Source organism: Armatimonas sp. (assembly GCF_964826245.1).
In genome coordinates this window covers 1-9,281 of record NZ_CBAYMC010000179.1, presented here as the reverse complement: position 1 = coordinate 9,281, position 9,281 = coordinate 1, and the positions used below count along the sequence as shown (strand labels likewise).

At 59.2% G+C, this 9,281-nt stretch carries 8 protein-coding genes and 3 pseudogenes; 2 read left to right on the top strand and 9 right to left on the bottom strand.

The genetic code is table 11. From position 1 onward, the window contains the following. From AC1XOS_RS15890 to AC1XOS_RS15875, 4 genes are all read right to left on the bottom strand, one after another. Window positions 1-335, bottom strand: a 335-nt coding sequence (locus AC1XOS_RS15890) for a TolB family protein (RefSeq protein ID WP_481963202.1), incomplete at its 3' end; no start/stop codon positions are given. A 20-nt stretch (window positions 336-355) separates the two neighbouring features. After that, entirely contained in the window at window positions 356-1,399 is a 1,044-nt protein-coding gene (locus AC1XOS_RS15885; RefSeq protein ID WP_481963201.1) for a Gfo/Idh/MocA family protein, read from the bottom strand. Between the two features lie 7 nt (window positions 1,400-1,406). Then, complete coding sequence (locus AC1XOS_RS15880) at window positions 1,407-2,060, bottom strand: Uma2 family endonuclease (protein WP_481963200.1); 654 nt, start codon at window positions 2,058-2,060, stop codon at window positions 1,407-1,409. A 21-nt stretch (window positions 2,061-2,081) separates the two neighbouring features. Then, window positions 2,082-3,887 (bottom strand): HEAT repeat domain-containing protein, encoded by a 1,806-nt coding sequence (locus tag AC1XOS_RS15875; RefSeq protein WP_481963199.1) that lies wholly within the window; start codon window positions 3,885-3,887, stop codon window positions 2,082-2,084. A gap of 41 nt (window positions 3,888-3,928) precedes the next feature. On the opposite strand from AC1XOS_RS15875, the gene AC1XOS_RS15870 reads away from it, so the two are divergent. After that, window positions 3,929-4,735: a menaquinone biosynthetic enzyme MqnA/MqnD family protein gene (locus tag AC1XOS_RS15870; RefSeq protein ID WP_481963198.1), complete on the top strand. Its 807-nt coding sequence runs from the start codon at window positions 3,929-3,931 to the stop codon at window positions 4,733-4,735. Here AC1XOS_RS15870 and AC1XOS_RS15865 read toward each other — a convergent pair. The 3 genes and pseudogenes from AC1XOS_RS15865 to AC1XOS_RS15855 all read right to left on the bottom strand — a co-directional run. Beyond that, a pseudogene (locus AC1XOS_RS15865) lies at window positions 4,716-4,910 on the bottom strand (phosphate ABC transporter ATP-binding protein); the annotation flags it as partial. The gene AC1XOS_RS15870 and the pseudogene AC1XOS_RS15865 overlap by 20 nt on opposite strands. Window positions 4,911-4,978: 68 nt before the next feature. Further along, window positions 4,979-5,146: a hypothetical protein gene (locus tag AC1XOS_RS15860; RefSeq protein WP_481963197.1), complete on the bottom strand. Its 168-nt coding sequence runs from the start codon at window positions 5,144-5,146 to the stop codon at window positions 4,979-4,981. 57 nt (window positions 5,147-5,203) lie between these two features. Then, window positions 5,204-5,365, bottom strand: coding sequence for a hypothetical protein (locus AC1XOS_RS15855; RefSeq protein WP_481963196.1), 162 nt, complete (start codon window positions 5,363-5,365; stop codon window positions 5,204-5,206). Between the two features lie 202 nt (window positions 5,366-5,567). Between AC1XOS_RS15855 and AC1XOS_RS15850 the strand changes: the two are divergent. Continuing rightward, window positions 5,568-6,923, top strand: a pseudogene (locus tag AC1XOS_RS15850) (inorganic phosphate transporter); the annotation flags it as partial. A gap of 59 nt (window positions 6,924-6,982) precedes the next feature. Here AC1XOS_RS15850 and der read toward each other — a convergent pair. Both der and AC1XOS_RS15840 read right to left on the bottom strand, forming a co-directional pair. Then, window positions 6,983-8,338, bottom strand: a complete 1,356-nt coding sequence (gene der / locus AC1XOS_RS15845) for a ribosome biogenesis GTPase Der (RefSeq protein ID WP_481963195.1) — start codon at window positions 8,336-8,338, stop codon at window positions 6,983-6,985. 73 nt (window positions 8,339-8,411) lie between these two features. Then, window positions 8,412-9,281, bottom strand: a pseudogene (locus AC1XOS_RS15840) (hypothetical protein); the annotation flags it as partial.

The window sequence follows — 9,281 nt, the reverse complement described above, 5'->3', positions numbered from 1 at the left end:
TGGGAGAGCATGAAGACGACGCGTGATCCATCCGGAGTGACCGTTGGCGCGCTGTGAAAGTGGCGCGACTGAGAGAGGAGTGGGGTGTTCTCACCACTGGCAACGTTGATTCGCCACAGTGCGCTCTGGTCGTCGTAAAGCTTTTCAGTTCGTGAGTAGATCACGGCTTTGCCATCGGGAGTAAATGCGGGATGGTCGGCGTAGATTCCTGGCGCGGTGAGGGGCATCACTTTCCGCGCCACAAGGTCAAAGAGAAACAGCCCGAGGTGCTTGCCGCCCCAAGGGGAGAAGACGAGCCAGTGGCCATCGGGGGAGAGGTCAAATGTTCGGCTCATCTTCTTGGTACTCTGACTTTCTAGGCGTAGGGTCCGACTCCTGCTTTGGCGTAGATGGCGTTGAGAAGTGCAACCACGCGGACGCCTTCTTCGGGCTTGGTGAGGGGCTCCCGGCCTTCGCCAATGGCGGCGATAAAGTCGCGGTAGTTGGCTTCGTGCTGGTTGGAGGAGAGGGCAAGAGGATCGGCGGCTTTGTTTTCGACGCCTACTTCTTCTACTTCTGAGCTTGCGCTCGTTTCCTCAAAGGGTTCGCGGGTCTTGAACTTGACAAGAGTCTCGCCGTCAAAGGCAGCACTGCCATCGGTGCCGCAGATGAGCACGCGTTGCGCCATGCCATCGTAGGCGAGCGTCGTGCCCGTGATCGTGGCAATGGCGCCGTTCTTGAGTCGCACCGTGGCCACGCCCAGCGTCTCCGCCTCGATATCGCGAAACTTCCCGAGCGAGCAGACCGAGTGGAGCACTTCGTCCCAGTCACCCGCGAGCCAGAGCAGGCGATCTACCATGTGCACGCCTTGGTTGGTCAGCACGCCGCCGTCTAAATCCCACGTCCCGCGCCACTCGCCCGAGTCGTAGTAGCTCTGTGCCCGGTACCACGGGGTTTCGCAGTGGACATAGATCAGCTCGCCAAACGCCCCGGCTTGCACTGCGCGGCGCACTTTTTGGACATCGGCATTGAAGCGCTGCTGGAAGATTCCCGCCAGCACAACTCCTGCCTCTTTTGCGGCGAGAACAGCGGCGGCGGCGCGCTCGGCATTAGTATCGAGGGGCTTCTCCGAGAGCGCATGTCGCCCCGACTTCACCACTTGGATGGCCTGCGTACTATGGAGGCCGCTCGGGGTTGTGATGGCGACCGCGTCTATGTCGTCGCGTGCCAGCAGACTCTCCAGCGAGTCGTGCATGGGAATGCCCCATTTTTCGCCAAATGCTGCCCGCCGCTCCGGATCCGTCTCCGCTCCTGCGACCAGTACCGCAGTGCCGTCTTTCTCTAAGCCATCGCGAAACGTCCGCGCATGCAGGCCCGCGATCCCTCCACAGCCGACAATTCCAAAACGCAAAGGGGTCATCTGAACTCTATTGTCCTTTCAAGCGCTCCAGCTCCGCCCGAAGCCGCGCGATTTCACTCTGTGCCTCAGCCAGAGTAGGGAGAAACTCACCCGTTGTAGGGTTGAAAAAGCGCAGTCGCACGCCATCTGCGACTAGCTCAAGGCCAAGCTGCTCCGAGACAAGCCGCCCGTCTTCTTGAGGAGCAATGGGAGAGTACATCCCGATAGGCGTGATTCGGTAGCCCCGTAGGGCGGGCTTTAGATAGTCGCCGGTCGGATCAAAGAGAAAGTACTCAGGGATGCGGAGCTGCTCGTAGGTCTGCATCTTATCCGAGACATCTTCTTTTTGTGTTTTCTTGCTGGTGAACTCAAACACCACAGAAGGGAGCGCATCGTTTTCGTCCCAGCTTCGGTAGGAGTTTCGATCACGTTGTGCGGGTCCAAAAACAACATAGCAGTCCGGGGAAATACGCGCTTTCGGATCGCCCTCCGAAAAGTACATAAAGTTATTGCCTGAGACATAGACCGAGTCAGCGCGATTTGTAAAGTGCCATATCAGGGCACTAACGCTGTTAGAGATCAGGAAACGATGGGCATCTGTTTCAGCCATAGGTTTACCATCCGCGTCCGGGTAGTGGACAATATGTTTTCGCTGTGGTGTAGAATCCAGGGTCAGGGACATCGTGCTTACTCCTGAGCTCGTTTAGCCCGGCTTCACTTTGGAGAGCGCCGCTTGAGCGACAAATGCGGTATCTTCGCTGCTAGATCTCGTGAGGGCTTCAAGCGTCTCCGCTGCCTTGGGATCACGAATCTCGCCGAGGGTGATGGCGGCCCAGCGCGCGGCAGGATTGCCCTCCGTTGCCAGCGGGAGCAAGCCGCTGACGGCATCGCGGCCAATGGTGGTGAGGGCCTTGGACGCGTAGTACGCCAGGGTATCGTCGCCACTGCCCAGCTTGGCCTTGAGCGCATCTACAGCCAGTGTTCCCAGTCGGCCTAAGGCAATCGTGGCGGCATCCGCGCTGCCTTCTTTATCCGTGAGTGCGGCGACGAGGGGCGTGAACTCCGTCGGCTGCGCCAGTGCGGCGAGGGGAGGAGCGGCGTTTAGCTTGGCGATTCGCTTGTCCCAGGGCTCTTTTTTCTTATCGTCTTTTTCCGCATCGCGCTTCGTGGTCCAGAAGGAAACCAGGTTGGATTTTGCGGCGGGAGGAATGCCTGCCCCATTGACCTCCGCTTCTGCGCCAAAGCGACCTAGCTCGGTGACTGCCGACTCGCGGGCTTTATCGTCGGTGGCGGATGCCAGTGCCCCCAGTGCCTTGCGGATTGCGGCGGCGCGAAAGAGAATGTCGCCCAGAGAGCTAGCGGCCTTGGCACGCACACGGGCGTCGGAGTCGGTCATTGCTTTGGTGGCGAGTGCCGTGGAGCGCATTCCCCCGGTGGCTTCGGCGGCGAGTGCACGCACGGAAGGATTGGGATCAAGCAGGGCTTGGGCGATCTGTGCCGATGCGGAATCCCCTGCACGCCGAAGCCCGGCAGCGGCGGCCACTCCCACAAAGGTGTCGTAGTCGGTGAGGGCCTTGAGCATAGCGGCATTCGCCTCAGGCGTGGCGATTCCGCCTAGAGCACCTGCGGCAGCGGCACGGGCGGAGGCATCGGTGTCGGGGCTTTCCAGTGCCTGAATGAGAACCGGTGCGCCCACGGGGTCGCCGATATTGGCCAGTGACGTGATGACAGAACGCCGGACATTGGGGTCCGTGTCGGAGATAAAGGGCAGGATCGGCTCGGCGGCTTCCGGAACCTTGAACTTGCCCAGCGTCTCGATCAGCGTGATCTTGGCCCCGGGATCGTCCTTGATTTTCTCATCCGTGAGATACGGCGTGATGAGCGCAATCGTCTCTGGGCCAATCGAGGCGAGAATATCCCCTATAGGGCCACGCAAGCCGCCATCGGAGAGGCGCTTGGCCATCTGCTCTTTCAGAGGCGCTCCGATCTTCTTCAAGCCTTCGCGGGCACCATCGCGGATATTGCCATCCGGGTCTTTGGCGGCATCTAAGAGGCGCTCGGCATAGCTGGCCCCAGTGGCGGCCACGGCAGCGCGAGCGGCATCGCGCACAGGGTGGGTTTTCTTCTCCGTTGACTCAGTGTCTGGGTCTTTGCACATCTGGAGAAGCTGCTCAAAGGCATCTTTGTTCTGGCCGCCTTCCGCGAGCGCCTGTAGGGTGGTGATGGCAGCTAGACGTGTCTCGGGGGGAGCGCCGCCCTGGAGCGCGTCAAAGAGTACTTTGCGGCCCATTAAGAGGCTAATGCCCAGCTTTTGCTCGGAAGCATCTTTGCTGGCAACCTTGCCGAGCTGAGACTTTGTCAGAATTGTGTTGTAGCCGAAGTTGATCACGCCAATGCCAATCAAAGCCAGAAGCCCTCGTCCAAGCCACTTGCGTGCTACGGTATTTGGCGAGGTAGCAGTATTCACGGTTGTGGTCGGAACAGCGGGAGGTGTGTCATCGTTGCTCATAGTGACTCTGATTATACACGCAAATGTGGTAGAATAGATTTATGAACGCGTTCAATTTTAAGCTGGGGTCGGTGCCGTATCTGAATGCCCGGCCCCTGACCGACTGGTTTAGTGAGACGGAAGAGGGCCGTGGGCGGGGGGCAAGTGTGGAGTATATTCTGCCCTCGCTACTGGCTCCGCGGCTGGAGCCGGGAGACTTTGCGGCGGGCTTGGTCTCTTCTGTGGCGTGGGTGCGCCGTCCTCAGCTTGTCTACGCGCCCGGCGTTGCCGTGGCTTGCGATGGCCCGGTGCGCTCCGTGCGGCTGTTTTCCCAAGTCCCCCTTGCCAAGATTCGACGGGTCGCCTTGGACACATCGTCGCTGACCAGTGTGACTCTCGCTCGCGTCTTACTCGAAGAGCGCTTTGGTCTGACTCCCGAGTACACGCCGCTGGCTCCGGACTTAGAGACGATGCTCCAAGACCACGATGCCGCGCTACTGATCGGCGACAAGGGTTATCTAGACTACGATGCGGGCCTGACGGTGCTTGATCTCGGGGAGGCATGGAAAGAGTGGACGAATCTCCCGTTTGTCTTCGCGCTCTGGATCGGGCGGCCTGACCTGCTCACGCCTGAGCTTCAGCGCGACTTGCTGATCGCCAAAGAGTGGGGAGTCGCGCACCTCGACGAAGTCGCGGCCCGCCGCGCCGCCGAGCACGGCGAGAGCTTGGAGCGAGCCCAGGCCTATTTCTCGCACGCCATTGTCTACAATCTAGGAGCGCGCGAAGAGGCAGGCTTGCAGCTATTTGCCCAGAAAGTCCGGGCCCACGGGCTTATCCAAAACCCAGCACCTATCCAAAGCACCCATTGATGTAGTCGTCGGTTTCTTTCTGGCTGGGGGACTTGAGGAAGAAGCCCGTGTACTCGGAGACGCGGGCGGCTTGTTGCATGTTGTGCGTGACGGTCACAATGGTGAGGAGCACGTCGGGGGAGACCGCCAGGGCGCGGGCGATGCAGAGGCGCTGCTGCTGGCCACCCGTCTGAGAGGGCATTTGGAACCAGGCGGAGCATCTCCTCCGTGGTGCGCATGGTCAGCGGCAGCATATGGTGCAGATTATAGGCAAACGGGGAGGATATAGGTAAACTGTGGGGGGAACTGCCCCAGGCGAAAGCTCCCGTCTCGTGGAAGGCTGCTCCTCACATCGGCGAACATATCGCGCAGGTGCACGGGGCCGACACTCCCAAAGTCATACTGGATCGTGTAGGTATCATCTGAGTTCACGGTACCGTCAGCTCGGATGCGGCCTCGGCGCAAGATAAACCCCCTGTGAAGGACCTCCTACACGGGGTGCCCCTGAGCATGGACGCGGCCCACTGCCTCCGCCACCAGCGGACGAAAAGAGAGAACGGTCTCCCTGTAAGGCATCGTATTCTTCTGATCCGCCGTGAGCTGCGCGGCTTGAGGAGCCTGGGTCTGAAAATCTGCTGGGGGGTGTGCCAAGACGACGGAGGGGGAGACAAGCAGATTAAGAGAGCTGACTACAGAGGCAGGATGGTACTTCGTTCGGGTTCCAAGTTCTGTTTGATCATTCGTTTCTTAATTTTACCGTGAGGGCAGATCGGGGATATTTAACGCTTGCTTAATACCATGCAGGTGAGGAGATGCGATCATGGGGACAGCTATGGATATCTCAACAATTAGCCTTCTGGTGGTCTGCCTTGTCATCGCGCTGGGTTTTGAGTTTGTTAATGGATTTCACGATACGGCCAATGCCGTCGCGACCGTGATCTATACCCGGTCACTCAAACCGACGGTTGCTGTGGTTTGGTCAGGACTCATTAACTTCTTGGGAGTACTCAGCGTCCTGGGAGCAGGCGCTGGCGTTGCCTTTAAGATCGTTGGGCTGATTCCCACTGACATGCTGGTGGGAGCAAGCGGCGCGATGGGGATCTGGATGCTCCTCTCGATTCTGACCACGGCGGTGCTCTGGAACCTGGCCACATGGTATGTTGGACTACCTGCCTCCAGCTCGCACACTTTGATTGGCTCGATTACGGGTGTTGGGATTACCTGGGGCATGCTGGCCCACAAAGAGGTCAGTCTCGAAAAGTTCTACGATACGCTCAAGGGACTTGCGCTTGCGCCCTTGGTTGGCTTCGGGGTCGCCGCGCTGATTTTTTTAGGGATGAAGCTTCTCATCAAGCGCCCTGAGCTGTTTCAGGAGCCCAAGGGAGACACTCCACCGCCCTGGCCGATCCGGCTTCTGTTGATTGGTACCTGTACCGGCGTGAGCTACTTCCATGGCTCGAACGACGGTCAAAAAGGCATTGGGCTGATGATGCTGGTGCTGATTGCCCTGCTGCCTGGTCAGTTCACGGTCAATCCGAACTTCAATGCGGAGAAGATTCAGAGTACGATCAGCACGGTGAAGCAAGTTGAGAAGCTGGTGGAGCGCCCCGAACTTGCCAAAGTGGAAAAAGCTGTCGAAGCCGACACACGTCTCCAGAAGATCGAGGCGCTGCTGGCCAATCATCAGAGCCTGACCGAGCTTTCTCTGACCGAGCAGTCCGAGCTGCGCAAAGAAGCGCTGAAAGCCGCGTCCGCACTCAAGAAAGTTGCCAAGGACAAGAGGCTTAGCGCCGACGATAAAGACCTGCTCGATAAAGGGCAGAAAGAGATTAAGGCGACGGTTGAGTTCGTCACGCCCTGGGTCACTGTTGCGGTGGCACTCGCACTCGGTGTCGGGACGATGGTGGGCTGGAAGCGCATCGTGGTGACCGTGGGTGAGAAGATCGGCAAGGCGCACCTGAACTATGGCCAGGGAGCGGCGGCAGAGATGACGGCGATGCTGACGATCATGACGGCTGATATGCTCGCCGCGCCGGTCTCCACCACGCACATTCTCTCATCGGGAATTGCGGGGACGATGGCGGCTAACAAATCTGGGCTTCAGCCCAAGACCATTCGCAATATCCTCATCGCCTGGGTGCTAACCCTGCCGGTGACGATTCTAGTCTCGGGCCTGATCTTCTGGCTCACCGCTGGGCGGTTTATCTAGTAGGCAAGTGCAAACCGCCCGCTCTCAAAGCAAGAGAGCGGGCGGTTTGCTTTCGGTCGTTAGTCGTCGCCGGGCTCTTTCGCGGCCTTCCGGCAGATGATCTTGATGGGGGTGCCTTCGAGGCCGTAGGTCTTGCGGAGCTGGTTCTCTAGGTAGCGCTGGTAGGAGAAGTGCATCAGCTCAGGGTCGTTGACAAACAAGACAATCGTCGGGGGCTGGACGGCGGCCATCGTGGCGTACTTGACTTTGAGCATTCGGCCCTTGGTCTGGTACGGGCGAGCATCCACCGCATCGCGAATAAGCCGGTTCAGCTCTCCGGTGGGGATGCGCATGGAGTGGTTCTCAGCGGCGTGGATCGCGGTCTCCAGAAACGCCCCGATCCCCGTGCTCTTGAGGGCGGAACAGAACGTGATGGGGGCATAGCTGGCGAAGGGAAGCTCATCGCGCAGGGTCTGGGTAAAGATCCGCATGGGATTCTTCCCCGCGTTCTCTGAGAGAATCCCTTTACGGCCCTCATCCCACTTGTTCACACAGATCACCGAGGCACGTCCTGCCTCATCGGCCATTCCTAGGACACGCTTGTCACCATCGCGGAGTCCCTCGATACTATCCACAACGGTGATCGCCACATCGCAGCGCTCGATGGCTCTTTGGGCACGGAGCACGGAGTAGTACTCTACCGTCCCTTGGATCTTGCCCGAGCGCCGAATGCCCGCCGTATCAATGAGCAGCAGGCGCTTGCCTTCAAACTCGAAGTAGGTATCAATGGCATCACGGGTCGTTCCGGCGACGGGGGAGACAATGGTGCGCTCCTCCCCTAAGATCGCGTTGATCATGGACGACTTGCCCACATTCGGGCGGCCCACAATGGCAATGCGCACGGTCTCATCGCTGATGGTCTCATCACCCTCGGGAGGGAACGAGGCAACGACGGCATCGAGTAAGTCGCCGACGCCACGGCTAGAGATCGCGGAGACGGGGTAGAGCTCGCCGCCCAGTCCCAGGCTATAAAACTCCATCGCATCAATGTCGCGATGAGGGTTGTCGGACTTATTAACGACGACAAAAAGCGGCACGGTAACGGCGCCACGTAGCTCATCAGCAAGCTCGCGGTCGTTGGGCGTGACTCCCTGCGCGGCATCACAGAGCATGAGGATGACATCGGCCTCCTCCATGGCAATCTGCGCCTGGATACGGATCTGCGCCTGCATGGGGTCTTCCTCATCCATGCTGATGCCTCCCGTATCAATGAGAGTGTAGTTGCGCCCGTTCCACTCGCCCTCAGCATAGAGCCGATCACGGGTGATTCCAGGAGTGTCCTCCACGATAGCAATTCGTTTGCCCGTGAGACGATTAAAGAGAGTGGACTTTCCGACGTTGGGGCGTCCAACGATGGCGACAATGGGTTTAGACATAACAGAGCCGCCTCCTTTCTGACAGAGTTAGGGCCGCATGGCATTCACCATCGCGGCCCAACCCATCAGTATATCATGCTCGGAATCTTCGTCGGAGTAGGCATAAACCAGGGAGAAGCAAGAGGAGTGTGGACGGCTCAGGAGCTGCGGTGCTGCTAAGCGCACTGACCTGGAAGTTATCGAACTGGGCGCTCTGATTGGCGGCGCTGTTGTAGTTCCAGCCAAAGCCAAAGTGGGTGAGGGGCGTGCTGGTGTAGGTATTGTCCGTCACGGTGCTCCCGATCTGTGACGAGACAGTGCTTGGATCGCTCCAGCTGCTTGTGCCATCGTCGCGGATGAAGAGCTGCCAGCTATCCGTGCTCGGGGCGTAGCGCACCTTGACACTGAAGTAGTTGGCAAAGCCGGACAGATCGGCGGCGCCACTGGAGATCATCGTCGTGAGATTGGCGTCCGCGTCCAGCCCCCCAGCAAACTTTACCAGCCGAATCGGATCGGGCGCTCCTGAGTTTCCGTAGGCGATGGCGTAGCCATTGGCCGTGGTGAGATCGCTCCCCGACGCGCCAAGAACGACAGCAAGGCTGTAGTTGCCCGCGCCAAAGCCGCCCGGATCGCTATTACGATTGCTCTTGGCATTGAAGCTCCACTCCAGCGTGCTAGCGTTACTAGCCAAGCTCTGCTGAAATGGGGTGAAACTCGACGTAGCTCCGGTGACAAAGACACGCCCCGAAGCATTTCCCGCCACGGTGGCATCGTTGGTGAGGCGTAGAAAATCGCTGGCGACAATGCTCGCCCCGCCATCGCCCGCTGTGACCGTGGTGGTGTAGGTCGTCGGTGCGCTGACCGTGAGCATGGCGCGGTTGAAGTTATCGGAAAAGAGCGTGGTCTGGGCCGTGGCAGGCAGGGCGGAAAGTAGCGAGCTGAGCGAGGCGAAAGCGAGATTTAG